At 69.4% G+C, this 23,189-nt stretch carries 15 protein-coding genes and 2 pseudogenes; 4 read left to right on the top strand and 13 right to left on the bottom strand.

What is annotated here, in order from left to right; all coding sequences use genetic code 11:
* The 6 genes and pseudogenes from KUM44_RS46010 to KUM44_RS31490 form a co-directional block, all read right to left on the bottom strand.
* On the bottom strand, positions 1 to 328 hold a 328-nt coding region (locus tag KUM44_RS46010; RefSeq protein WP_374202091.1), incomplete at its 3' end, for a transposase.
* 580 nt (positions 329 to 908) lie between these two features.
* Positions 909 to 1,412 (bottom strand): annotated as a pseudogene (locus KUM44_RS31510) (transposase); the annotation flags it as partial.
* A 196-nt stretch (positions 1,413 to 1,608) separates the two neighbouring features.
* Positions 1,609 to 2,451 (bottom strand): SDR family NAD(P)-dependent oxidoreductase, encoded by an 843-nt coding sequence (locus tag KUM44_RS31505; RefSeq protein ID WP_217213174.1) that lies wholly within the window; start codon positions 2,449 to 2,451, stop codon positions 1,609 to 1,611.
* 356 nt (positions 2,452 to 2,807) lie between these two features.
* A complete protein-coding gene (locus KUM44_RS31500; protein WP_217213173.1) occupies positions 2,808 to 4,664 on the bottom strand; it encodes an acyl-CoA dehydrogenase in 1,857 nt (618 codons plus the stop codon).
* A 36-nt stretch (positions 4,665 to 4,700) separates the two neighbouring features.
* The gene (locus tag KUM44_RS31495; RefSeq protein ID WP_217213172.1) at positions 4,701 to 10,418 is read right to left on the bottom strand and encodes an SDR family oxidoreductase; all 5,718 of its coding nucleotides are present in this window, start codon (positions 10,416 to 10,418) and stop codon (positions 4,701 to 4,703) included.
* The gene (locus KUM44_RS31490; protein ID WP_217213171.1) at positions 10,415 to 11,773 is read right to left on the bottom strand and encodes an acyltransferase domain-containing protein; all 1,359 of its coding nucleotides are present in this window, start codon (positions 11,771 to 11,773) and stop codon (positions 10,415 to 10,417) included. Before KUM44_RS31490 ends, KUM44_RS31495 begins: the two co-directional genes overlap by 4 nt.
* A 1,079-nt stretch (positions 11,774 to 12,852) precedes the next feature.
* Here KUM44_RS31490 and KUM44_RS46950 point away from each other — a divergent pair.
* Positions 12,853 to 14,199 carry a hypothetical protein gene (locus tag KUM44_RS46950; RefSeq protein ID WP_217213170.1) on the top strand — a complete coding sequence of 449 codons (1,347 nt, stop codon included), beginning with the start codon at positions 12,853 to 12,855 and terminating at the stop codon, positions 14,197 to 14,199.
* A 342-nt stretch (positions 14,200 to 14,541) separates the two neighbouring features.
* On the opposite strand, the gene KUM44_RS31480 is transcribed toward KUM44_RS46950, so the two are convergent.
* From KUM44_RS31480 to KUM44_RS31470, 3 genes and pseudogenes are all read right to left on the bottom strand, one after another.
* Positions 14,542 to 14,835, bottom strand: coding sequence for a hypothetical protein (locus KUM44_RS31480; protein ID WP_217213169.1), 294 nt, complete (start codon positions 14,833 to 14,835; stop codon positions 14,542 to 14,544).
* Positions 14,790 to 14,998, bottom strand: a pseudogene (locus tag KUM44_RS31475) (DUF397 domain-containing protein). The gene KUM44_RS31480 and the pseudogene KUM44_RS31475 overlap by 46 nt, the downstream one beginning before the upstream one ends.
* Before the next feature lie 277 nt (positions 14,999 to 15,275).
* Positions 15,276 to 15,485: a hypothetical protein gene (locus tag KUM44_RS31470; RefSeq protein WP_217213168.1), complete on the bottom strand. Its 210-nt coding sequence runs from the start codon at positions 15,483 to 15,485 to the stop codon at positions 15,276 to 15,278.
* A 462-nt stretch (positions 15,486 to 15,947) separates the two neighbouring features.
* Between KUM44_RS31470 and KUM44_RS31465 the strand changes: the two genes are divergently transcribed.
* Together KUM44_RS31465 and KUM44_RS31460 are read left to right on the top strand one after the other, a co-directional pair.
* Complete coding sequence (locus KUM44_RS31465; protein WP_217213184.1) at positions 15,948 to 16,778, top strand: hypothetical protein; 831 nt, start codon at positions 15,948 to 15,950, stop codon at positions 16,776 to 16,778.
* Between the two features lie 316 nt (positions 16,779 to 17,094).
* Entirely contained in the window at positions 17,095 to 17,946 is an 852-nt protein-coding gene (locus tag KUM44_RS31460; RefSeq protein WP_302186080.1) for a TIGR03620 family F420-dependent LLM class oxidoreductase, read from the top strand.
* A gap of 110 nt (positions 17,947 to 18,056) precedes the next feature.
* Here the strand turns inward: KUM44_RS31460 and KUM44_RS31455 are convergent, their stop codons facing one another.
* From KUM44_RS31455 to KUM44_RS31440, 4 genes are all read right to left on the bottom strand, one after another.
* Positions 18,057 to 18,608, bottom strand: coding sequence for a glyoxalase superfamily protein (locus KUM44_RS31455; RefSeq protein WP_254390402.1), 552 nt, complete (start codon positions 18,606 to 18,608; stop codon positions 18,057 to 18,059).
* Between the two features lie 218 nt (positions 18,609 to 18,826).
* Positions 18,827 to 20,062 (bottom strand): IS701 family transposase, encoded by a 1,236-nt coding sequence (locus tag KUM44_RS31450; protein WP_217213182.1) that lies wholly within the window; start codon positions 20,060 to 20,062, stop codon positions 18,827 to 18,829.
* Between the two features lie 260 nt (positions 20,063 to 20,322).
* Complete coding sequence (locus KUM44_RS31445; protein WP_217213166.1) at positions 20,323 to 20,469, bottom strand: transposase; 147 nt, start codon at positions 20,467 to 20,469, stop codon at positions 20,323 to 20,325.
* Between the two features lie 106 nt (positions 20,470 to 20,575).
* Positions 20,576 to 22,228 carry a helix-turn-helix domain-containing protein gene (locus KUM44_RS31440; RefSeq protein ID WP_308402776.1) on the bottom strand — a complete coding sequence of 551 codons (1,653 nt, stop codon included), beginning with the start codon at positions 22,226 to 22,228 and terminating at the stop codon, positions 20,576 to 20,578.
* 231 nt (positions 22,229 to 22,459) lie between these two features.
* Between KUM44_RS31440 and KUM44_RS31435 the strand changes: the two genes are divergently transcribed.
* Positions 22,460 to 23,005: a hypothetical protein gene (locus tag KUM44_RS31435; protein WP_217213164.1), complete on the top strand. Its 546-nt coding sequence runs from the start codon at positions 22,460 to 22,462 to the stop codon at positions 23,003 to 23,005.
* Positions 23,006 to 23,189 lie beyond the last annotated feature (184 nt).

Here is a 23,189-nt window from a genome sequence, read left to right as displayed (position 1 = left end):
CCCGCATGTTCACCGAGTCGATCGCGCAGCGAGACCAGTCCAGGTCTCCGCGCGAACCCAGCTCGTCGAGGATCAGGCGGTGCAGCTTCGCCCAGACCCGGGCGGCGGACCACTCGGTGAAGCGCCGGTGCGCGGTCGGCCCCGACGGGCCGAAGACCGGCGGCAACTGCCGCCAGGTGCAGCCCGTCGTGGCCACGAAGATGATCGCGGCCAGCACCTCACGATCCCCGTACCGGCGCCGACCGCCGCCCTGCGGCCGCGATGGAGCAGGTGGGACCACCCGCTGGAACAGTTCCCACAACTCGTCCGGGACCATGCGCTCGACCATCACCACACGGTGCAGACTACCCAGCGCTCCAAATGAGACGACGTCTTAACCGCCGAAGTCGCGCCCGCCCGAACAGCCGCGTCCTGCACGGCGCCGAACGAGCCCGCGTCCACCGGGCTGGAGATGCTCGGAGTCTCGTGCCGTGCGGACGGTCTGGACGGCCTCGAAATCCCGCCACTGCTCGGGGCGCCTCAGGGAACCCAGCCGCCCCGCCCTGCGGGCATGACGGGCGAGCGGGTCCACTCGAGGCCGATCGCCGCCGACGTCCCTCGCCAGAAGGCGACGTCCGTGCCATCCGGACCAGCAGAGCACCGCACACCACCGGTTGGGGCCGTGCCGCACGAGAGCAGGTGTCTCATGTCCTGACGGAGGGCATGACCGAAGCACGGCTTGCCCTCGATGCACATGGAGCCATCGCGCAGACCACGGCAGCGGTGCGCAACCCCCTTCTTCAGGCAACGCCGCCAGATCACACCTGTTTTGCACGTCCCGGGAGGCGGTCACGCCGCGCACCCCCAATGGGCGGCTGGCCCACTTACTGGGGGCGGCCGGGTGGAGTCCCGCTCAGCCGGCCGCAGCGCCGCTCGGCCAGCACCGCGCCGACCAGGCGGATCACGGCGGTGGGGTCGGGGAAGTTACCGACCACGTCGGTGCGGCGGCGGATCTCCTTGTTCAGCCGCTCCTGCGGGCTGTTGGACCAGATCTGCCGCCAGATCTCGTGCAGGAACGCAGTGAACGCCAGGACGTCGCCTTGGGTGGTATCCAGGTGGGCTGCGGTTTTGGGGAGCTTGGCCTCCAGAGCATCGAGGACGTGCCGCATCTGAGCCTTGGCGGTGTCGGTGTCGGGCTGTTCGAAGATGGTCCGCAGCGGCGTCGCCACCCAGGGCTGGGCCGACTTGGGCACCTGGCTCAGCAGTGCACGGGCGTAGTGAGTACGACATCGCCGCCAGTTCGCGCCGGGCAGGGTGGGGCCGGTCGCGTTGACCAGTCCCATGTGCGCGTCGGAGGTGATCAATTGGACGCATGACAGGCCGCGGGTGATCAGTGAGCGCAGGAAGGCGAGCCAGCCGGCGCCGTCCTCGGCCTTCCGGGCCAGACGGCGTTGGTGTGGGCGAGGCCGGTGCCCAGAGTCCGGTGGCTGTGGCCTTAGCGGTCATCTCCGCGCCCTTGGCTTCGGGGTGGGGATGGCGTTGTCACCCTCGACGAACGGCAGCGGCGGCTCGTCGAGGGCGGTGACATTCAGCATCTGCCGCGGAGGAGCTCTGTCCTCACGTGGGAGGTCAGTTGGTGGCGAAGGGGGGAGGCGGCTTGGGGTGGCCGGCGAGGCCGCTGTCTGGTATTGCGAGCCCGCCGTCGACGACCAGGGCGTGTCCGGTCACGAATGACGAGGCCGGGGAGGCGAGGAAGAGCGTGGCACCGACCATCTCGTCGGCGGTGGCCCACCGGCCGAGCGGGACATGGCTGGTGAGCCAGTCTGACAGGGGGCCGGTCTCGCTGGCGAAGGCTGTCAGGTCTGTACGGGTCCAGCCTGGGCACAGGGCGTTGACGCGGATTCCCTGGCGTGCCCAGCCGACCGCGAGGCTGCGGGTGAGGGAGAGTTGGCCGGCCTTGGTGGCGGCGTACGCCTCCATCATGGGGGTGCCGACGATTCCGGCGGCGGAGGACATCAGGATCAGGCTGGCGCGGTCCGAGTCGGCCAGGTGCGGGTGGGCTGCCCGGCACAGAGCGGCTGTGGCGTTGAGGTTGATGGCGATGACCGTGTCCCAGTCCTGTTGGACGGTGTGTTGCAGCGGTGCCATCAGCGGCGTGCCGTCCTGCGCCGTGGGCAGGGTCCCCGCGTTGTGAACGATGACGTCGAGGCCGCCCAGTGCGGCGACGGCCCGGTCGACCAGGTCGGCGGCGGTACCCGGTACGGCGAGGTCTCCGTCGAGGGCGATGGCTTTGCGGCCTCGGTCTTCCAGTGCCCGTACGGTGTCGTCAAGGGCGGGGAGGGTGCGAGCGGCGACGGCCATGTCGCAGCCCGCGTCAGCGAGGCCCTTTGCGACGGCCTTGCCGATGCCTCGAGAGGCACCGGTGATCAAGGCGCGTGCGCCGTCCAGGCGAAACAGATCCAAAGCGTTCATCGAAGGGTCCTTTCTGACGACGAGTCGGAACGGGGGATGCTGGGAGAACAGGGGCGATCACGCGCTCCGCGCCAGGTGAGCAGCGCGCTGCCCCAGGTCATACCGGCGCCGAACACCGCCATGAGGACGGGTTCGCCGGGCGGCGGTCCGTGCCCATATGCCCCGTCGGCCTGTCCGAGTGCCTCCGGGGTGAAGTTCGCGAAGCCCAGCAGGTCCATGTCGGTGACGTGGCCTTCGAGTAAGCCGGTACGTTGACTGATCCGCTGGGCGTGACTCCGGTCTCGTGCTACATCGGTGTCGGTGCGGGCGGTGGGCGGCGGGTGGTGCCGTGCCGAGGGCTCCGATGCGGCGGCCGGTCATGCCGTGTCCCCTCGTGTCCAGGTCAGCGTGGTCTCCAGGGCGGCGTTGTAGTCCGTGGCTGTCAGGGGTGCCGTCGCGATGTCGTCGGGGTGGGCGAAGGCTTCCGTCAGCAGCGGCACGTGCGGCAGGACCGCGTCGCACAGCCGGTCGGCGACGGCGGGCAGGGCTTCGATGTTCTGCGGTCGGAGCGTTCCGAGAGTGAGCAGCGGTCCGGCCCAGCGGTGGGCGGAGGTGACGCCGTGCAGGGCGGCCAGTGGTGCGAGGGCCTGGGCGAGGGTGCGGTCCCGCGTCTCGTCCAGAGTCTGGGCCAGGTCCTGGGCCACGAGCCGCGTCGCGTATGTCTCGCCGAGCAGACCGGCCTCCTCCAGCAGCGGGTTCCACGCATCGAACGGTGTCGCGGCGCCCGCGGCGCGCCGACGGGCCAGGCGCCGCGTCAGCTCCTCCTGGTGCCGGCTCAGGACCGCGGGCCACCACCGGGGCGAGGTGACCGGCGGGTCGAGGGGCGGCGGGTCGGGCTCCGCGGCGACGGGACCCTGTTCGACGAGGGCGCGGCCGATGTCGTAGAGGATGAGCTGGCTGTCGCCGCCGGCCGCGTCGAAGGCGTGGTGGAATCCGTGATAGGCGGCGAGCCGGTTCACGTCCAGGTGGCCGGAGAAGCCGCAGCGGTGCTGGCAGTCGGCGGCAACACGGGCGGCCATGCGCACGGCGACGGCCTTGTACGCGGCCAGCGGGCGACTGACGGCGGCCCAGGGTGTGAAGCTCATCGTCTCACCGCCTTTCGCCTGCGCGGGGGCCGAGAGGGATCGGGTCCACGCCTCTCGCGCGCCGTGTGCTGCGCAGGTAAGGGCGAACGCGTCGGCCAGGGCACCCAGGACCACACGCTGCTGGGCTCGGTAGGAGAGCAGGGGCACGCCGGGGGCCAGCCGCCCCTGAGTGCGCCGTTGGCGCGCGTAGTTGACGGCCTGCACGGCGGACTGCCGGGAGGTGGCCGCAGCGATCGCCGGCATGCACGCCCACAGGCCCTGCCCCACACGCAGGGTGCGCTGCAGGCGCTGCTCGTGCGACCCGACGGGATCGTGGAACGTGCCGTCACCGCCGATGCGGGCACCATCGGAGAGCCAGTGGGCGTAGGGGACCCGGACGTGGTGGAACCGTACTTGGACGTAGTCGAGGGGTAGGGCACCCAGGCCGATCGGCGAGGACACTTCGATGCCGGGCAGCAGACCCTCGTCATGAGTGAGCGGGACCACGAAGGCGAAAACTCCGCGGTCGGTTTCCTGGGTGAAGAGACGGGCGAGAACAACGCCCGTCTGCGGGACGTCCAGTGTTCCCGCGCTGGCGAACTTGGCGGCGAGCGGATCGGGTGTGTGCAGGACGAACCCTCCGCCGACCGGATCGAACACGGCGCGGGTCCGGGTGGCGAGGTGGCTGTTCGCCTGACCCGCCTCGGTGATCAGGTACACGCCCTTGATCCGCCCGGACCTCAACGCCGCCATCTCGGGGGCCAGGCGGTCGGGTTCGTCGGAAAGGTGCGCCATGGAACCCTGGCAGAGCACGTGGTGGACCAGGGCTGCCAGGCACAGCGGAGGGTCGGCGACCGCCGTCCAGGCGTGCGCGGCAGCCAGCCGTGCGGGGTCGGCGAAGGGATCGTGGCCCAGGGGCAGCACCTCACCCAACGCGCCCAGTCGGCGCAGCAGGTGCTCGCCGCGGCCGGTACCGGCCGCCGAGGCGTCCGGCCGGGCTCCGGCGGCGAGTGCCTTGTGCAGGGCGGACACGAAGGAGGGCTCACAGGGGCCGTACAGGAGCCGCTGTATCTCATCGCGCGCGGCGGGCGAGAGGGACGCGAGGAGCATCTCGACAATCTCCTTGGGGGCAGGCACGGTTGAGGATCAGGCGGGTCGTACGGTCAGTCCGGTGACGCACAGCAGGACAGTGCCGTCCGGCGCGAGCGCGTCGGCAGATGCGGACTCGGCGTCAGCCACCAAAGAGATCGCGTCGCCGTGCGTGGCGAGCAGCGCGGCGTCCGGGCGGTCCGTGAACAGCTCGACCCTGTCGATGCCGACCGGAGCGGCGCGCACGGTGTGCGGCGTCGGCGCGCCGGGGTCGACTTCCTGAAGAAGGAAGAGGAGCTGGATGGCCGCGTCCAGAAGGAGCACCGGAAGCCCGGGTCGCGAGAAGCTTGCCTCCCACGTATCGAGCCGGGGAGCGAAACGGGCCGTGGCCTGGCGCGCGATGACGCGTACCTGGTCGAGCGACGCGTAGGGACCGCTCAGAAACAGCGGTCCGCTTCCTTCTCGGTACCAAGGAGGTACGACAGGAAGTCCCCCGTCCGGCCTGGGTGTCACGACCGAGGGAGCAGGGGGCTGCCGGTCCGCGAGCTCGGCCGTCATCGTGGCGTGAAGCCGCTCGCGTACGACAGCTCGGCCTCCCGGAGAGCGCAGCGCGCTGACGATGCGCACGGTGCCGTCGGTGCCGACCCGTAGCTGATGGCCGGCCGGTGGTTCGGCCCGTACCGGAAGCCGGAACGAAAGATCGCGCAGGGCGGTGACCACTCGTCCGGGGTTCGCGGTGTACACGGCCTCGCAGGCGAGCGCGGCGATCAGGGCAGCGGGGGCGACGGGTTCGCCGTACAGGAGGTGGTAGCGCAGATGGCCGTCGTCGCCGGACGCGTTTGGGCGGAAGGACAGTGAATTGTCGGCCGCCTTCCGCAGCGCCGGAGGTACGACCAGCGCGTATTCGGGCTTGCCGAGATGGACGACCTCGGGGTCGGGGTCGTGGGAGGCCAGTTCGTCGAGGTAGAGCCGGACGCCGTCGTGATTGGAGACTCCCGACAGGGCTGCCCGGCGGCGCAGCAGATCGCGCATCACCGGCTCGGCGGCGAAACCGGATTCGTCCCACAGCGCCATGGCCAGGGTGGTCTCGGCCACGTCGGAGAACGAACGGGCCCAGCGGGAGGTGCAGTTGAGGAGCTCGTTGCCGGAGCAGTAGTCCGCCTCACCGGGCCAGCCGAGGACCGCAAGCAGCGAGCCGATGTTGTGCCACCGCCTGGGAGGGCGGTCGGCGAGAGCGCGGTGGAGGCTGAGATAGCCGAGGATCTTGGTGTCGCGGACCCGGCGGACCCCTTCGAGCGAGGCGGTGCGTACCAGGCCGCCCTGATGCACCCCGGAGGCGTTGATCAGCAGGTCGATCCGATCGTGCGCGCGGTGGACGCTGTCCATCGCAGCCTGCACGGCCGCCGGATCCGTCACGTCGCAGGTGAGGTGGGTGACCCGGTCGCTTCCGCACAGCGCAGTGAGGCGTTGGATGGTGCGCCGGGTCTCGGCGGCTGCCCTCAAGCGATGGTGTGCGGTGATGAGTTCGGCCAGGCCGGCCTGCGGACGGCGGGTGCGTTCGGCGGCGAGGAAGTCGGCGCGGGAGACCACGGTGGCGGTCGGGGAAGGTGGTGTTCGGCCCAGTACATAGATCCGTGGGCCGCTGGTCTCACCGGCCAGGGCTGTCAGCAGCTCTGCGGTGATGCCCCGGCCTCCGCCGACAGCCACCACGACGCTGTCCCTGCCCAGGGAGGGCTGTAAGGCCGCTCGGGGTTCGGCGAAGCCCAGCGTGTAGGCGTGGCGTTCGCCTCCGAGGTGGACGGACACCGAGAGATCCTGGTGGCGGCCGGACTCCTCGGAAAGAAGTGCCAGCCCCCGCTCGGTGTCCCGCTCTTCAGTCAGGACTGAGAAGGCCGCCGCGTCCGGTGCCTCCCGGGCCAGGCTCTTGACCAAGCCCGTGAACGGTCCTGCGGACGGGTGAACCACACCTTCCCGTACGGCATCGAGCAGCAGGATCCCGTACGAGTCGCCTGTGCCGCCGTGCCATCGCTGCGCGGCGAGGAAGGCCAGGTCGTGCAGGGTGCGCAGACGGTGTACCGCGGTCAGGTCGTCCGGCGAGGTGCGGGTGGCGGCCAGGTCCGCGACCACCCGGACGTGGCTGCGCTCCCCCGTGGGCAGGAGGGCCGCGAGCGAGTCGGGATCGGGGAGCGGCGTTCCCGGCGCGGGCGGAGGCGGAGCCTGAACGACTGTGGTGGTGCCGGGGAGGGGAACCCCGTCGAGAAGGCCACGGTCGGGCACCAGAAGAATGCTGTCCTCCGGCACTGCGGCAAGCGCCTCGCGCACGGAGCGAGGCACCGCCGGGGCGAGCCGGCGGGCCATCCGCCACACCGGCGCAGGTGCGGCCGCCGCGTCCTTGGGCCTTGGCTGTTCGAGCGCCGGAGTGGAGGGCTCAGGCAGGGCGGCGTCGCTGCTGTCGAGGTGGAGCTGCGTGCCCCAGTCGGCTGCGCTGCCGATCGTCGTCGGCCCGGGCGGCGCGGCGAGGTGCGCGAAGACGGCGGTCATGGCGTCCGCGCCCAGATAGCTGCGGCCGGAGTCGGCGAGCGGCACACGGCAGGACGGACGAGTCGACGGGTCCGGCCTGCCGGTCGTCGTGCGCAGCTTGGCCAGGATCGGCAGACCGTGCTCGCGGGCGGTGGACTCGCGGGCAAGGACGAGCAGAAACGCACCCTCGGCCAACTCGGCGGAGGCGGACAGGGCTTCGGCGAGTTCGGGGGTGGAGTTGCCGTTGACCCCGGCCACCACCGCGAGATCGAGACTGCCGTGCCGCAGATGACGCTCGGCGGTCCGCAGCGCGTCGGATGCCGCGTCGGGGCCGGTGTCGATCGTCATACTCAGCCCGTGGAAGTCGCACAGCGCCGCCAGCCGGGCCGAGATGATGTTGGGCATGATGCCGGGGAAGGAGTCCTCAGTGCTGGGCGGCACCAACTCCCTTGCCTTCTTGGATATGCGGGTGAATTCGGGACCCGATCCGATCGTGTTCTCCAGGTCGCCCAGATAGCAGCGCAGCGCGTAGTGAATCGCTTGGCGGGTCGGCCCCATGTGCCCCGCGATCACGCCCGTCGTGTCGTGCAGTCGGTTGCAGACCCCGCGCACGGGGTCGGGCAGCCGGTGATAGGCGCGCAGCAGCATGATCTGCGTGCGGTCCATGTTGCGCAGCGTCGGCGGAGGAATCGGCACCTCGGCGAACCCCGGCGACGGGTAATCGTCACCGAAGCCGCGTTCCGGGGCAGGCCCTGTCCCGCGCAGCCAGGCTGTGACGGCCCCGGAGTTGGGATCGCCCGGCAGGTCGTACGACGTCCCCACGACCACCGTGCGGTCCGTGTGCAGTGCTGTGCGCGAGCGGCGGCCCGTGGCCTCCTGACCGATCACGAGATGGGCGTTGGTGCCGCCGAAACCGAAGGCGTTGACCGCGACGGTGTGCGGCTTCGCGCCTGGCAGCGCGGTGGGCCGCATCGGCGGGGTGAACCGGCTGCCGTCCAGGATAGGCAGGGGGTCGCGCAGATAGCGCTGGGCGCTGACAGTGCCGTGGGCCAGTCCGGTCAGGGCCTGGACCACCGAGACGGCACCCGCGGCCCAGCCGGTGTGGCCGACGATCGCCTTGTTCGACGAGAGCAGGGCGGGCGGTCCCTGCCCGGCGACTCGGTGCAGGCCGGCGAGTTCGGTGCTGTCACCGGCCTGGGTGCCCGTGGCGTGCGCGATCACCCAGGAGACGGACTCCGGTCCCGACGGGCTGTCGGCGTATGCGCGGCGAAGCGCGATCTCCTGGCCCTCCTGGTTGGGCGCGTAGATGGCCTTCCCCTTGCCGTCGCACGACAGCCCGATGCCCTCGACGACCCCGAGGATCCGATCACCGTCGGTCTCGGCCCGATCCAGGCGTTTGAGGACGAGCACCCCGGCGCCGTCCGAGAACAGGACACCACTGGCGTCGCGGTCGAACGACCTGACTTCACCGGACCGGGAGAGCCCGCTGAGTTTGGAGAACAACACGACATTGCGTGCCGTGTAACCGAAGGCCCCGCCGCTCACCGCGATCGAGCATGCCCCCTCGCGCAGCGCCTTGACGGCCAGATCGATGCTGTAGAGCGAGGAGGAGCAGGCGGTGTCCACCATGACCACTTCGGTGGCATCAGGGAGGATCCCGGAGACAGCGTTCCGGCCGATGCGGTGCGGCAGACATTCGGCCGCCGGCGTTCCGCCCCGCCCGTAGTGCTCCGCCTGGGCGGCCCGCAACGTGCCGCTGTCGCCCTCCGCCGCCTCATCCGCCAACAGCCGTTGATAGCCGGAGCGCACCAGGTGCTCCTCCAGTTCCTGGCTGCCGTCGGCGGTGAACCCGAACGCGGCGAAGAAGCGGTCGGCAGGAGAGCGGGCCACTCCGTCCAGCGCCGTGTGCAGCCCGTGCCGCAGCCAGAGGGTGGTGTCCTCCCGGCTCGGCAAGGTGTCGCGTTCGAGCTCGGCCTGCAGGGCTGGGTGTGGGACGAAACCGGTGATGAAACCGGATTCGCGGGTGTAGGACCGGTCCTCGGCCGCAGGGTCGGGCGAGTAGAACGCGTCGGCGTCGAATCGGCTGGGACGGCCGAACACATGGTGCTCACCGTCCAGTACCCGGCGCAGTTCGGCGGGTGAGTTCGCGCCCGGGACAACGGCGGCCATGCCGACGATGGCGATGACGGCTTCGGGGTCCGGCTCGATGCCAGGGGCGAGAGCGAGAGCCGCAGTGGGGGAGGGGGCCTTGGACGGGGCCGACGCGGCTGCGGGAAGCGGTTCGGCGGCGGGGGTGGTGTCCTCTGCCTCGGGCCCTTGCTCCAAGGCTGCGTGAGTGGCCTGATCCAGCAGGCGGGCGCGGTCCGCTTCCTCGTGTGGAACTGCCGAACTGGCCGTGAGGGCGGTCTGGATGGCGGGTGCGGTGGGCGTCGTTTGTGCGCGGGCCCCCATGTCCGGCCCAGGAGCCAACAGCATCGCGCCCAGCGACAGGCCGCCGTCGGCGAGGAGATTCTGTCCCGTGACCCACGAGGCCGCCGGTGAGGCGAGGAAGGCGACCACCTCCGCCACCTCCTCCGCCCGCCCGAGCCGCCCGCCCAGCGGTGTCGCCTCCCGGACACGGTCCTTGAACCGGTCCGCCTCGGGGAAACCGTCCACGACGGGGCTTTCGAGCACCCCGCAGGTCGCGGTGTTGACCCGGATGCCGCGTGACGCGTACTCCACCGCCAGATAACGGGTCAGAGCCTCCACGGCCGCCTTGGCCGTACCGCAGGCACTGAAGCCGTGCATCACGAGCGAACCACCGCCGATGGAGGAGACGTTGACGATCGCGCCACCGCCCCGGGAGTCCATCAGCCGGGCCGCCTGCTGCGCGCACCACAGGCTGCCCCGCAGATCGGCAGTCCAGGCTCGTTCCCAGTAGCGGTCGTCGATCTCATCCACAGACCCGAGAGCCCCGGCTCCCGCATTGTTGACGAGAATGTCCAGGCCGCCATGTCGTGTCTCGACCTGGCTGAACATGTCCTCCACCTGCGCCCGCACGGCGACAGAGGCACGGAGCAACTCAGCAGAATCGCCCGCGGCGAGGATGCTCTCCAGCAGCACGGGAGCCTCTTGCCGCGAATGGAAGTAGTTGACGACTACGTGGGCGCCCCGGGCGGCGAACGTACGGCTGATCGCCTCACCCACCCCCCGCGCCCCACCCGTGACCAGCACGACCTTCCCACTGAGGTCCCCCGGACCTTGGCCGGTCTTCACCGAACCGCCTGCCCGTCTGCGTGGGCGATCACGTGGTCCGCTATGGCGCCGAGCGAGTTCAGCTCAAGAATGCGCAGTCCGCGAGAACCCTCCGCCAGCTTGAACTCCTCGGCGACCCGGACAAGTAGCGCGGTCTGCTTGAGCGAGTCCACACCGAGCTCGGCTTCCAGGAGCGCGTCCGCGGTCAGAAACTCTGGCGGGTACTCCAGAGCCTGCCCGTACAGATCCCGCAGCCGGCCGAGTACGGCCTCACGGTCCGCTGGCGCCGGCTCCGGGATGCTCGGGGCAGGCTCGTGTTCGTCGCCCTCGTCGCCCTCGTCGCCCTCGTCGCCCTCAACGGCCGGCGCCGGGGCTGCCTCCGGCGGGGCGGGAGGAGGGGGCGCCCAAGTGGAGTCTCCGCAGTCCGTGATGACCGACCGCAGCGCCTCGCTCTCCCGTTCCGGATCGAGCAGCGGCGCATACGTGGTGATGCCAGGAACCGTCAGTTCCACGCACCGGGTCAGCGCCTTGAGCGCGCCGGACTCGACGTACCGTGTGACACCGCGGGTGTGCAACCGATGCACCGTGTCGGTGAAGCGGACCGGCAGCACCAGGCACTCGCCGAGCAACCGCAGGAGATCGTCGCCGTCGGTGTAACGCCGACCGTGGATCGGGGAGATCACCGGGTGGTCCATCGGATGCTGTCCGATGCCCTCGGTCAGCATGATGAACCGGGTCACGGCACCCCGCATCGAAGGATGGTGCGAGGCATAGGGCAGATATAGCCTGGTGAAGAACAGATTCAGTGCTGCCGCTGCCTTCCCCGCCCGCTCGATCGCGTCGACCGGTCCGCTGATGACCGTCTGGCGCGGGCCGTTGACGCAGCCGATGACCAGATCCGGCTCGTCGAGGGCACCGATGAGATGACCTACAAGCTCCTCATCGGCCCCGACAGCGGCCATCGCTCCCCGGCCTTCCCACTCCTTGAGAGCCTCGGCACGGGCACAGACCAGGCGTACACCGTCCTCAAGTGTGAAAGCGCCGGAACAGACGAGTGCTGCGATCTCACCGAAACTGTGACCCACGAGAGCGTACGGCCGGACTCCGGCGTCTACGAGAAGCCGGTGCGTGGCCACCGAGGCGCCGAATATGGCCATCTGGAGCAGTTCTGCGGGGCGGTCCATCATCTCGTCGATGGCCGGGGGCGCTGCGCCGAACAGCAGCTCGGAGACTGGCGGCACCCCATGCTTGGCCGAGAGGCGGTCGATCTCGTCAAGGGTCTCGGTCACCTGGCTGTGGTCCTGCCGCGCCTGGGCGAGCATTCCGGGCGAGTACGCTCCGAGACCGGGGAAGAGGAAAGCGGTACGACGAGGCACGCTACATACTCCTTGCAACGGGACAACTGTGCGTTTCAGATTCCTGCGACGCGCAGCCCGCGAAGCGACCATCCCGTGAGGCCCCCGATGACCGCGGCCACCTCACGACCATTGCCCGGCCGCGAGTCGACTGAGTTCCGGCGCCCACAGGTTCCGAAGCCGTGTCCTTCCGGCCTGATGGACCGGGGAGGGTTACGCCACGGGCACAGCGAAACGAGCCGCTGTTGGGCCGAACTCACACGCCGCAGCCATGCCAGTTCAGCACCGCCCCGTAGCGCCGAGCCAGGCATGAACGCCGTAGATGAGTCGCACAACTCGCAACCTGGTGAATTTGTGAAACGCGAATACAAAACCTCGCACCTGCACCGCGCGGCAGGCGAGCCGCATGCCGCGTTGCTCCTGATGCCGGTGGGGTGATCGCAAGCCCGGCCGCCGCCCGGACCGTAGCAGCGGACACTGCTGGGGCCCTGCCACTTTCTCCAACAGGGGTCGTTCGTCGGCCCGTGTGCGTGGCTTCACTGGGGTGTGCGTGGGACGCAGGGGGTGGGAACCGGGGTCTCGCATACGCCTGTCGCGCACGCTTGCCTCGCCCCGGATCGCTTCGCTTCACTGCCGTCGCGTGCCCAGCGAACGCATCCGCGAACGAGGAGTGCGAGCGGAAGGGGAACCCGCCGTGCAAGATCCTTTCTTAAGTGCCGAAGTCGTCACTGTCGGGACGGCTTTCGCTAGCCTTTGGCCTGCCGTACGGAGCTCAACGTCGTCCTATCCTTCGGACACGGAGCGAGGGCCGGCGTCAGGACGGTGCGCATCGACGCAGACCGACGCGAAAGCGAGTCGGCGCCGTTTCACCTGGCCGGACCGTGACCGGAGCGGGTAGAGATTGCACACCGCTTGCGACTTGGTGAATGTGCATTGCTGCGGTCGCCCCACGCGCCCTGGGGCATACGACGAATACGTGGGTTGTCCCCGGAGGTGTGCAAAGCGCACCGGTAACCGTTGCGATGGCGCACGGCACGAGGACACCCCCTCCTTCAGACACCGGCAAGAGCGCCGTATGTTCGCACGCCCAGGAGGCAGCCGTGCCACGCACCGCCAACACTCAGCTCACGCTCTTATTGGAGGCGGCCGGCTGGGGCCCTGCCCAGTTCGCCGCCGCCCTCCGGGGCATTGCTGCTGAGCAGGGCCTGAGATTGATCGTCCATCTCACCACGGTGCGGCGCTGGCTGGAGGGTACCCAGCCCCGGCCCCCGCTGCCTGCTCTGATACTCGAATGTCTCTCGCGCCGTCTGGGCAGGCGCGTCACGGCGTACGACGCTGGCCTCACCCGCGCCCCCGTCGTCGTGGACCCTGCCTGGGAGGCCGACCCCATGCGCAAACTCGCCCACCTCACCCGTGCCGAACTCGACCCGCACCGACGCGCCCTGTTGAGCGCCGGCGTCTTCGCTGCCACCGTGCTCGCCCTGCCCGACCAGGGACAGCCCGCCTCGCCCTCGACGGTGCCTGCCGGTGCACCGCGCCCCGGCCGCCGCGCCGGAGCGGGTGAACTCGAGCAGCTGCGCACCATGGCCTCGATGTTCGCCACCGGCGCCGACCAGCACGGCGGCCGGCATGTGCGGGCGGCCCTGGCCGCCTACCTCGCCCACGAGGTCACCCCCCTGCTGGACCGTCCGGCCCGCACCGACATCCACCGCGGGTTGCAGACGGCCACCGCCCGGCTCGTCCTGCTGCTGGGCTCGATGTGCGCCGACGGCGGTGACCATGCCACCGCGCAGCACTACCACCAGATCGCCGCCCGCCTCGCCTCCGACGCAGGCGATCACATCACCCTCGCCATCACCCTGCGCGCCATGGCCACCCATGCCCACGACCTCGGCCACCACGACACCAACGTGCTCAACCTCGCCGAACAGGCCGACCGGCACGCCCACCACGCCCCGCCCGCTGTCCGCGCCTACACCCACATCCACCTCGCCGTCCTCCATGCCCACCACGACCGGCACGCCGCCCTGGCCGCCCTGACCCGCGCCGAAGCCCTCCACACCCAGAGCCACGCCGAGCCGGGACCCTTCACCCGCTACCCAGCCGGCGCCCTGCACTACCAACGCGCCCAGGCCCTGGCCATCCTCGGCGACCGCCCCGCCACCCTCACCGCCCTGACCACCTCACTGCGCCTGCGCACGCCCACCGAACAACTCCCCGCTGCCCTCACCCGCGCACGCCTCGCCGAAACACATCTACGCCTCGGCCATATCGATGCCGCCCTCACCCACTGGCACACCCTGCTCGACGTCTACCCCACCCTCACGTCCACCCGCGCCGACAACCGTCTGAACGCGGCCATCCAGAGGCTGCGGCCCCACCAGCGCCGTCCCGCCGTCACCGACCTCCTCGACCGCATCACCGAGCTCACCCGCCCCGCGCAATGACGGGCCGCTCCCTGCACGGGGCCCGACATCCTCGGCCGCGCCGCCTGCCTCCTGTGAGGACACCGCCGTGATATCGCAGGCCACCCCGGTCGGCCGAACGCCACACGATGGATGCTCCGACAGCGCATCCGGGGCCTTCATCGGCGGGCGGTAGACCCGGGGTGAAAGAAAGGCGGCAACGTCGAAAGGATCTTGCATGTCGGCAGAATGAATCGGCCCAGCCTCCGTTTCGGCGACGCCCCGCCCTTGAGCGTTGGCCGAGTAACCGCAGAATCGTTCCCGTTGAGCCGCATGGGCGCACCGTGATGCCCGCTCTCGGCTCAGTGGTCGGTGGCGGAGGGCTCACGGTCGAGTTGCCTGGGTCTTTGAGAAGCGCATGGCGACGCCGTTCTTGATGAGGGCGAGGCGGATGGTGGCGAGGCTGGTTCCTTCGCGGTCGGCGATGTTTTGCAGGGAGATGTCGCCGTGTTCGTACCAGGCGCGCCATTGCGGTACGCGGGTGGCGGTGTGCTGGGTGCGCCGGAAGCGGGGCGGGCTCCAGTCGACGGGGTGCTGGGACAGCAGGCGGGCGACGTGGGCGGTGGTTGTCTTCAGGGTGTGGGCGAGCTGGGCGATCGAGAAGTCGCCTGCGGGCACAACCTGACGAAGGAGGCGAAGGCGTCGGCGGAGAAGTGGCGCGCGGGACCGTCGGGGTCCTTGCTGTCGCGAACGGGGACGAGGCCCGGGAGGCCGTGGCGACCTCGACGCACTCGCCGCCAGTCCCATCGCTGTAGCTGGACTTGAGCAAGGAGCCACCGATCCACCCCTTGCATCAGCGGTAATCGGTCGAGGTCCGCTGTCCAAGGACGATGGGCGGCTGGTTCTCACGAACGCGCATCGACCCGAGGCGCTGATCACTACCGTCGCGACCATGGCGAAGGGGAAGCCGTCCAGCGGCCCGCGCTCGTGAGTCAGCCGGACATCCCAGCGGATGGGAGCCCCAGCGATATCTGGGATCAGGCAGTTCCCCGGATGCACAAGCCGAGGTACTGCACGGCCAGGTGTCCACAACTGCAGGGTTGTTGCTGCCGCACGGATCAGCCGTTGACACCGGGGATGAGCGTGGCGAGGTCCAAGTCGAGGCCGCCGACGATGGCGTGGAGGCTCCATTCAGGGCCGCCGGCGTCGGCGGGAAGACGGGCGCCGGGAGCCGGTTGTGCCTGGGAGGGCGTGGCCATTGAGATGCTGTCCAGGGCAAGGAGGGCGCTCAAGCCGATGGTGGTGACAATGCGACGGATGCTGTTCATGGCAACCTCCCAAACGGCGTAAGCGGCTACTGCCGCACAGATCAGCGGGAGGATTCCCCGTTCAATGAGCCGCCACTCCCGCGCCACGGGGTGTGTGAGAGCTCGCGCGGCCTGTCGGAAGTCGCCGCGAACGCGTGTTGGGGGATCGGCCCGGACACGGCTGAAGGCGCCGATCGTCGAGCCACCGCTGCGAGCGGCCCGGACAACAGGGCTCTCCGAGCCCCATCGTCCCAGTTCAGCGATATCCGTTGCTTTTGCGGCCGTTACTACGGCGACGCACATACGAGAACAGGGCCACCGCCACGGGAACCGGGCGCAATCGAGCAAGCAGCCGGATTTCGGGGCACGAGTAGTAGCTGCACCCGAGCGAGAAGGCGGCTGACACCAGTTCGAGGCTCCCCCAGAAAGATCGAATCCGTGCGTAAAGCGCATGGGGCATGGGCGCAGGTGGAGAACCTTGCGATGTCCGAATCGACCTTCAGGGAGCCATCCATGAAAATCATTCCATCTTCCAGGCCGCGGCGCGCGGTTCTGGTGTCTGCGATGGTGGCCGCGTCACTACTGTCACCGGGTACCGCATCCGCGGCACCTGCCGCCCAGGTGCAGACGTATGGCTCACCCGGCGAGCACACCTTCACCGTGCCGCAGGGCGTCAGCCATATCAGCATCGTGGCTCTGGGCGGCGGTGCAGGAGGAGGCGGAGGCGGAGGCAATGACGGTGGGTCCCTGACCGGCGGCGGAGGCGGCGGAGGCGGCAGCTCGGCCGTGGTGTCGTGTCGCATCACCGTCGCGGACGGGTCGAAGATCTCCCTCACCGTCGGCAGCGGTGGAAAGGGAGGCCAGGGCGGAAGCGGCCGGAACGGTGACTGGGGTAAGAACGGCTCCGACACCACCGTCAGTATCGGCGGAGTCACCCTGGCATCCGCCGAGCACGGCTGGGAGGCAGGTGGCGGCGATGCGTCCCATTGGTACGGGGGCGGCAACGGCGGCCGCGCAGGAGGGGGCGGCGGCGTGGAGGCAAGCCGGTGCGTGGGCACCGACCGCACCATCACGCCGGGCAACGGCGGCCAGGGCGGCCACGACGGATCTCGCAACGTTCGCGGTTGGGGCGGCGATGGCGGCACGCCCGCGCGGTGGCCCGACAGCTGCCCTACCGCCGGCGTGGGCGGCCTCGGAGGAATTGGTGCCGGCCCTGCCGGCGCGTCCAACCCCGGCAAGCAGCGGCCTTCCACTGCCGGCTACGCGGGGAACGATGGATGCGTGGTTCTGACCTACACCCCGGACGTCAGTTGACCTAAGCATCACGCAGTGCCACACGCCACCCGGCCGTAGCAATACGAGAACAGGGCCGAGATCCCGCGGAGCAGGCCGTCGGACACGACGGAGGCGCGGTCACCGGTCGGGACTGTCAAACGAGTGGTGTAACTGCGGTAGTTGAGGGTTACTGACGGGCCGCCGACAGGCGATCGACGAGCTGCTTGCGTGGTTCCCTCCAGCCAAGCAGGGCCTGCGAGTTCCGGACAGACCGGGATATCCGGCAGTAGTGGTGGTTGCTGTTCGGGTAGGAAAGACCTACCCGATAGGGGGAGGCTAGCTAGTGGAACTGGGGATGTTCGGGATTTGGAGCTTGGCGTTCACCCACGGCGACTCCGGCGAGGCCGTGGACGCCGCAGCGGAGGCTGAGGAACTCGGGTACGGAACCCTGTGGCTTGGCGGTGATCCCGGCGGTAATCCGCAGGGTGACCTGGTCACCGCGGCCCGGGTGCTGGGGGCGACGCGTCGTGCCACCGTGGCCACCGCCTGCGTCTCCGTCTGGGACCGGCCTGCGGACCGGTTGGCTGGTGTGTACCACGCGCTACCCGTAGGCGATCGGGAGCGGCTGGTGGTCGGCCTGGGCGTAAGCCATGGTGAAGTAGTCGACGCATATCGGCGCCCCTACACTGCGATGGCCGACTACCTGGACGGACTGGACTCGGCGGCTCCTGCGCTGCCGGCCTCCGCTCGGCTGGTCGGAGCACACGGGCCCCGGATGACCCGGCTGGCAGCCGACCGGACCCTCGGTGTCCACCCGTACCTGGTGGACACCGAGCACGTAGCCCGTACCAGAAGGCTGCTGGGTCAAGGGCCGTTGCTCGCCTTGGGGCAGACCGTCATCCTGCATACCGATCCGGCAACCGCACGCGCGCGGGCGCGCGGCGCGCTCGCCCCTTACTTGCTCCTGGCCAACTACCGGTCCGCGTGGCTGCGGTCCGGGTTCACCGAGGAGGACCTGGCCGGCGGGGGCAGTGACCGCCTGGTCGACGCCCTCTTCCTTTGGGGGAAGGCCGAGGACATAGCGGCACGGCTCGCCGAACGGCGCAAGGCCGGGGCCGACCACATCGCCGTGCAGATCGTCACCGACTCGCGCGGCACGTTCGCCCGCAGCGGCTGGCGCGAACTCGCGGGCGTGCTCCTCACCTAATACTCCAGCTGTAGATCGCGATCTTGCTGCCGTCGCTCTGTGGAATGTCCGTGTGGAGGATCGTGTCGGCAGAGCGCACCGCGTGCTGCGGCGCGCTCTGCCGAGGTCGGCTACTGTCCGGATGGCGGCTGCGCGAACCTCAGGATGTTGCCGTACGGGTCGATGACCTGCAGTGTCGGCCCTCCGGGGGCGTCCGGATCGATTCCGGGACGTGCTGGTGCGTTCGGTCGGGCGAGCAATTCCTTGTGCAGGGCGGACACATCGCGCATCGGGATCCAGACCACGCTGTTGGCGGCGCCGTCGCCGTGGTGTTCGGAGAGGTGCAGCACGGCTGCCGAGCGCGATACCTGCACATACAGTGGCAGCCCGGGCTCAAACCGGTGCTCCCAGTCCAGGGCGAAGCCCAGGAAGTCCAGGTAGAACGGCAGTGCCTGCGCGACGGACAGGACGCGCAGGACCGGCACGCCCGGGCTGATGTCCGGTACGACAGGGCCTCCTGCGCGGCTCGTCAGGGCGGCGAGCACGTTCCAGTCCTTGGTGCCGAGCTGATGGGCGATCAGTTCGAGTGCGAGGCTGTGCGGGATCTCGATTCCCGCTGTGGCAAGGTCCTCGCGCAGGAGTCTGGCGAGTTTCTTGGCGTGGTCAGTGGTAGGGGACGTCATCGCGTCGGCTTTCCACGCGGCCCATCCTGCCGATGCTCGCGTTGTCGGCCGGTGCCGCGTTCAGTGAGCCGAGGCGAGGCGACCCACGGTGCATTCACCCAACCTTGAAAGGCGCGAGCGGCCGGCTGCACCAGGCCGCCACCGATGGTACCGGGTGGCCTGACGCGATGGCACCACTGCCGTAGCGCCCCGCCCTCACCTCATGACTCTGCGGCAGGTCACGGTTGAGTGGTTGCTTGTCGTCGGTAGTGGGAGGTGCGGGCGCGGGCCTGGTGGCGACGGCGCCACCGAGACCAGCGAAGTCGGTGCGCGAGGTCGTGGACCGGGTTGATCAGTGCCGCGAACAGATGCTGGATTTCGTTGCCGCTCAGGGGGATCAGGTCCTCGGGCGCTGGGTGGTGTCGGCGTTCGGCGGCTGCGGTGACGGTGAGGAAGGCGTGCGCGAGCATGGCGAGGGTGACCCAACGGTGCCAGGAAGTCCAGCGGCGGACCTGGTGCTCGTCCAGGCCGGCCAAGCCTTTGCCGGCCTGGAACATCTCCTCGACCGTCCGTCTGCGCCCAGCGACCCGCACCAAGGTGGACAGCGGAACCGGGGTGGCTGAGTAGCAGCGGTAGAAGGCGAGTTCACGCGTGCGCCGGTTGCGGCGGACGAGCAACTGGCGGTGGCCGGGCCGGTCGTCGGCGATGTCGGCCAGGGCCCAGTCGTAGAGGCGGTGCCCTTTGGCTCCGGCGTCGGCGGAGAGTTTCTGCCAGGCCCGCTTCGGCAGCTTCTTGACCAGGGTATCGGCGCGGAGCTTGCCCGCGTGGGTGGGAATCTGGTGGTTGCAGGCGACGGCGAGTACGTAGCCGATCTTGCGTCTCTCCAGGTCGGTTCGCAGGTGGGGGTTGCCTCCGTAGACCTCGTCGCCGGCCACCCAGGATGCGAGGACGCCGGCGTCCAGTGCTCGGCCGATCATGCGGGCGGCGAGGGCGGGTTTCGTGGCGAAGCTGACGAGGTCGGGGATCCCGGCTGCCCGGCAGCGGGTCGCGTCCTCGGTCCAGGAACGCGGGACATACAGCTCCCGGTCGATCGCCACGTGCCCAAGCGGGGTGGAGTAGGCGAGGTAGACGGCGACCCGACTGTTCTCGATGCGTCCGGCGGTGCCGGTGTACTGGCGCTGCACGCCCACCGTGTGCGTGCCCTTCTTCAGGTCACCGGTCTCGTCTACGACCAGCACCGCGTCCTGGTGGTGCAGGTTCTCGACGACGAAGCCGCGGAGGTCGTCACGCACTGAGTCGGCATCCCATCTGGCCCTCGACAGCAGGTGCTGCAGACCGTACGGGCTCGCGTCCCCGGCATGCTCGGCAAGCGTCCAGCAGTTCTTGCGCGGCAGGTCCGACAGCAGCCCAAGCACGAACGCCCGTACCCGGCGCCGGGGTTCCACCCGACCGAACCGTCCCGCGATGCGACCCATCAGGACCTCGAACGCTTCCTGCCAGCGGCCAGGATCTATGCTGTGACCTGCGGCCACCGTCTGATCTTCTGTCTTCACACACCGATGATCACCGGTGGCCGCACCTGTTCCCAGGCCAGCCCTGACCAGCAAGATCGCGATCTACAGCTGGAGTACTCAGCGGCTTCGGTGAGGTTCTCTGGTGATTGCAGGATGCGGTCACGCTGGTGTGTTAGGGCCTGGTCGGTGGCAGTGCCGAGGGCGTCGATAACGGTCTGGGCTCATTGTGGGTAGTCCTCGCACTTGGCTGAGCGCCAGACGCGATCGATGTCGTTGAGTTCGGGACTGCGCGGCGGGAGATAGAACAACTCCACGCCGATCTTGACGAGTTGGTTCCGGCGGCCCTTGAACGCCTTGGCCACGTACACGGAGGCGTTTTCGGGTGCTGCCGGAGAGCCGTGCTCGGGCGTGACGCTCAGCGGTGTTCCATCTGTGATCTCACCTGTGCGCCCATCGGTGATCCAGCCATTGCTCTTACCCGTACTCGATCAGCACCGGTCGTTCCGTGACGAGTTGGACGTCTCCGGGGCGTACCTGCTGGACGGAGCCGTCGAGTCGGTGGACTCGTTTGGCGCCGGGTCCGTTGGGCACTTCGGCCGTTCCGGTGTGGGTCCAGCGGGCGCGGGCAGTGCGCAGGCGGCCATCGGTGTCGGGTACGCGGAATTCGCACTCCCAGACGTTGTCCGGGAGGGAGGCTTGCGGGCCGTTGCCGCATCCGCGCAGTCGCGCGTCGGACAGCCACTGCTGGAGGCGTCCCACGAACCGGCCTGCCTTGGTGGGCGGTTGGCCCTCCGCCTGGAGCACGAGTGGGAGCTTACCGTTGCCCCAGGCGTAGAAGTACAGACGGGCCACTCCGTGGTTCCGGGCGTACAGCCCGGTCAGATAGAAGCGGACCGCGTGGTCGGCCGCCATGTCCTCATCCAGCGGATCGTTGAGTGGCAGCGACTGTGTGGTCCCCGTGCTCCACACCGGCAGGTGGTATCCGGCGCGGTGGAAGGTCCGCTCGATCCGCAGGACCGTGTCCAGCATGGTCTCCGGAGGGTCGGTGACATGGCGCTGGTAGAGCTTGACCCCCGCCGCGTCGCAGTACTGGTAGCCGCCCGCCTCGGCGAAGCGCAGCAGGTATTCGTGCGCCTTCTGGTCCCACAGCCCGGTGACCGAGGGGCAAACCACTGTCGCGTCGGGGTCGGCCGCTTGAATGGCGGCGCTCGCGCGGCGGGTCATCTCCACCAGGGTCCGCACGCTGCCGTTGTAGTGGTGGGGGTGGTTCGCCATGACCCACAGTTCGTACGCGTCGATCCGGTCGCCCGCGTGCCGCACCAGGGCGCGGACGAAAGTGTCCCAGTCGGCGAGGTCGTCCGGCGGGGCCGCCCGCGAGCCGTCCGGGTAGGCGGCCTTGCGGGCGTCGGGCGCGGCCCAGGCCGGGGTGCCACCGAAGACGAATAGGGTGGGCAGGCCCTCGCGTTCGGCGGCGTTCAGCAGTCGGTCGAGGGTGGACCAGTCGTACTTGCCCTGCTTGGGCTCCAGTTGGGCCCAGCGCGTCTCGCTGTCCCACAGGCGCAGGGAGCCGACCCGAAAGGACGGCATCGCCCCGCTGGAGCTGTTCATCGTCACCCCGAAAACCTCAGGCTCGACCGCCTTCGGTGCCTCGGCCCAACTTGCCGCTGCCCCAGCCGCCGGAGCGGGCGTGCGCTCAGCCCCGGCATCGCCCGGCGAGCTCGCCGCGGCGCCGCTGAGGACGAACAGGGCCACGATGGCGGCGAGTACGAGCCGCACGGCCGAAGCGTTGGGCCTCGGCTTCGGAGAGTCGATTGCCGGTGAGGGCGAGTGGGCCGGGGAGTTGGAACCGCCAGCCTTCAGTGAACCGGTGGGCGCCTGGTCGCGGCCGGTGGCCGTCCGCCAGTGCCGCAGCAGGTCGTTCAGCTCCTCCGGCCCCGCTCCGCACTCTTCGGCGATGCGGACCAGCAGACCGTAGTCGCCCGGCACCGCCCGGCCGGTGCAGTAGCGGTGCAGCGTGGAGCGGCTGGTGAACAGCCGCCGCCCCAACTCCTGGTAGCTGAGCCCACTGCGCCCCTTGAGCGCCGCGAGTGCGGCGGCCAGCTCCCGTACGCCTTCTGCCTCTGCCACATCCCCACCCCCTGACGGGCCCCGCTGGCTCGTCTCTGCGTTCCACGGCTGTCCCATTCGATCTGCGAATGCGCAGTTCAGCGGGGGAGTGCGCGTCCCGTGATGGTGCGGGATGCGGATCCGCTGGCTGGTGGGCGGCCAAGGCCGGATAGTAAGGCCGACAGGCCGACGGCTGAAGTCGGCTCGCCCATCGTTCGAGAATACGGGGGAACGACTGTGCCCAAAACGAGTATGGCGAACACAGGGATCAGGGTGAAGGAGAAAAGGTCGAGGCGGATGGCCCTCGGGACAGCAGTCGGGATCGCGGTGCCGATGGCCGCAGTGGTGAGTCTCTTGGCGCTGACGCCGAGCGGTACTGCTGTGGCGAACCCGAGTGCGTCGGCCGGGCCAGCTCTTGCGGCGGCCTACGGAGAGCTCTACAACGGCACTCGCTGGACCATGGAATATGCCTCCTTCAGCGGTTCCGGCCGAACAGACCGATGCGACGTGTGGAACAACAGCGCATCGGCGCGCTCGGACAACTGGACGAACCTGAGCTGCAAGCAGGTTGAGCTGAAGGCAGGGAAGAAAGCCGGTGGTCCCGGAAACGACGTCGACGGCTTCACCTTCGAAGACCGTGCGTACGACCTTTACATGCAGTTCGGCATCGGCGACAACAAGAGGATGGAGTACATGGGGGGATTCAAGAAGGGCGTCTGGACGAAAATCACCGACATCGATAATGCACGTTGCGAACCAGTGGGGACAGTTGCGAGGTGTTACGTAACCTTCCCTTAGAACCCCTGACGAAATGGGGTGGCGGTTGCACTCCGGCGGGGCGACGATCTTTCGGTACTCGCCGATGAAGGGGTAACTATGGGCGACATCGCTCCGAGGGAGCTGATCTCCCTCGCCGATGACGAGGGGAACAGCGTCACCGTCAACGTCCTGGGGCGTAACCCCGGGTGGGCTGCCGGGCTCG

It is taken from the genome of Streptomyces sp. AC550_RSS872, assembly GCF_019049285.1.
GTDB lineage: Bacteria > Actinomycetota > Actinomycetes > Streptomycetales > Streptomycetaceae > Streptomyces.
The sequence above is the reverse complement of the archived record's forward strand: the minus strand, read 5'-3'. Positions and strand labels throughout refer to the sequence as shown.

Excerpts from the sequence above, each read along its gene's own strand:
- KUM44_RS31455 (WP_254390402.1), bottom strand. The coding sequence starts at position 18,608 with ATGACGTCCCCTACCACTGACCACGCCAAGAAACTCGCCAGACTCCTG.
- KUM44_RS31465 (WP_217213184.1), top strand. The coding sequence starts at position 15,948 with ATGTCCGAATCGACCTTCAGGGAGCCATCCATGAAAATCATTCCATCT.
- KUM44_RS31450 (WP_217213182.1), bottom strand. The coding sequence starts at position 20,062 with ATGGGTCGCATCGCGGGACGGTTCGGTCGGGTGGAACCCCGGCGCCGG.
- KUM44_RS31435 (WP_217213164.1), top strand. The coding sequence starts at position 22,460 with ATGGCGAACACAGGGATCAGGGTGAAGGAGAAAAGGTCGAGGCGGATG.
- KUM44_RS31470 (WP_217213168.1), bottom strand. The coding sequence starts at position 15,485 with ATGAACAGCATCCGTCGCATTGTCACCACCATCGGCTTGAGCGCCCTC.
- KUM44_RS31505 (WP_217213174.1), bottom strand. The coding sequence starts at position 2,451 with ATGAACGCTTTGGATCTGTTTCGCCTGGACGGCGCACGCGCCTTGATC.
- KUM44_RS31460 (WP_302186080.1), top strand. The coding sequence starts at position 17,095 with ATGTTCGGGATTTGGAGCTTGGCGTTCACCCACGGCGACTCCGGCGAG.
- KUM44_RS31500 (WP_217213173.1), bottom strand. The coding sequence starts at position 4,664 with ATGCTCCTCGCGTCCCTCTCGCCCGCCGCGCGCGATGAGATACAGCGG.